Source organism: Psychrobacter sp. (assembly GCF_035469765.1).
GTDB lineage: Bacteria > Pseudomonadota > Gammaproteobacteria > Pseudomonadales > Moraxellaceae > Psychrobacter.
The window spans coordinates 1-1869 of record NZ_DATIRM010000231.1; the positions used below are offsets into that span (position 1 = coordinate 1).

At 40.3% G+C, this 1869-nt stretch carries 2 protein-coding genes; both read right to left on the reverse strand.

Annotated features, from left to right (window positions below; translation table 11 throughout):
* A partial coding sequence (locus VLN09_RS06560; protein ID WP_325244834.1) for an AMP-binding protein occupies nt 1–1040 on the reverse strand: 1040 nt, incomplete at its 3' end.
* 457 nt (nt 1041–1497) lie between these two features.
* A partial coding sequence (locus VLN09_RS06565) for a thioesterase (RefSeq protein ID WP_325244836.1) occupies nt 1498–1869 on the reverse strand: 372 nt, incomplete at its 5' end.

The following is a 1869-nucleotide window of genomic DNA, read 5'->3' on the forward strand; positions in this document are numbered from 1 at the left end:
GTTTGTTCAGTCGCCGCCATGCCACCTGCTTGTGAGATACGTAGTGAGCTAAAATCCAAGTTTTTAAAGTTTGGATTGTCAAGCAAACCCTTAAATAAGGTATTAACCGCAGGGAAAATATGAAAGGGTTGTTTTGATAAAGTCTTAACAAAACCTGGTATATCACGTGGATTGGGAATCAAGATAAAAGTATAACCTGCACGCATACCAAGTGAGCTCAGCATAAAGGCAAAAATATGATATAGCGGCAGCGCCATGACCATATTGATATATACCTCATTAATCTCTGAGGTAATAGGGCGAGTCCAGGCTTCTGACTGCATCGCGCCTGCGACAATATTACGTTGAGATAAAATAGCGCCCTTAGACAGACCTGTCGTACCACCAGTATATTGCAAAAAGGCAGTTTGATCCAAAGACAGTTTTGGATTTTGGAAAGGCAGGTTTTTACCTTTTTTTAGCATGTCAGGGAATTTGGTGACACCGTACTTAGGGTCATTCAAATTATATTTGGGTATCAGACGTTTGACCTGACGGATAATGGTGTTGACCAAAATCCCTTTTAAACCCATCATATCGCCCATTTTTGATAGCACAATACGTTTGATATGGGTTTCTTCAATGACTTGCTCAAGTGCTTGAGCAAAGTTATCGACCACAAAGATCACCTGAGCGCCAGAATCATTCAATTGATGCCGCAACTCGCGCCCAGTATATAGAGGATTGACAGGTGTGCAAATGTAGCCTGCGCGCAAGATTCCAATCATGGTTGGCAAATATTGCGGCACGTTTGGCATCATAAGAGCGACTACGCTACCTAGAGGCAGCCCTTGCGCTTGCAACCATGCGGCAACTGCTAAAGAAGCTTTATCAACGTCGTCGTACGTATGAGTGACGCCCATACAGATAGTCATAGGCTGCATACGAAAGCGATCGAAACACTCTTCGTATAGCTCCATGATACTGCTATATTTGTCTGGATCAATCGTCTTTGGTACACCAGTCGGATAGTTTGCAAGCCAAGGTTTATTCGGCGTCATAGTCAGCGTCCTTGAAATATAATAGAGGTTAAATGTGCGTAGCTAAGTAAGTAGTCAGATCCGTGTCAATAAAAAAACAGCGCTGACGTAAAACAATAATCGCTGAGTTTGACGATATCCTTATCTATTGACGGACTACTAAGTGGGTTAATTTTTTTGGTATTTATAAATGATAAAAAGGTGAGCGTTTAATGAGAAAGATTATCTAATCTGAGAATTGAACCCAATTCAGCTATATCACCAGTTATTACCATAAAAAAATAATATATCAAATATATAATGATACATTTAAGCAACACGTTAGCATGAACTTAGCCTATGACACTATGGTCATGCGAGTACTGCTCAGTACAAGTAATATCCTTATAAGTGAATGTATCTATGTAGCTTATAAAAAACAATAAAAGCTGAAAATTCTCAGAGTAGGAAGTAGACGCTTATAAAAAACTGTGATTAATTATTGATTATTTTCAGCCATCGCTTTTTCAATAGCGTCACGTAATGGTTGCGGCACACGAATAGGGCGCATAGGTGCGGTATTATTGACGGCTTTGTTTGACTCATCATTGCTCACAGATTCTGATGAGATCTGGTTTTGTACACAGGCAACAACGATTTTAGTGCTACTTAATAAAACGGCTTTGGCGTTATCAACGGTGTCATCCTGAGCTGGCTGCCGATAGATACTTTGATAAAATACAATGCTTGCGGTTTTTAGCTCGACTTTGTCAATACGTACATTGATGACTTCGTCCAACAAAATGGCACGCTTGTATTGCAAGTCCGCTTGGCTAACGACAAAATGCTGAATCTGACCGTCATTGGTCTG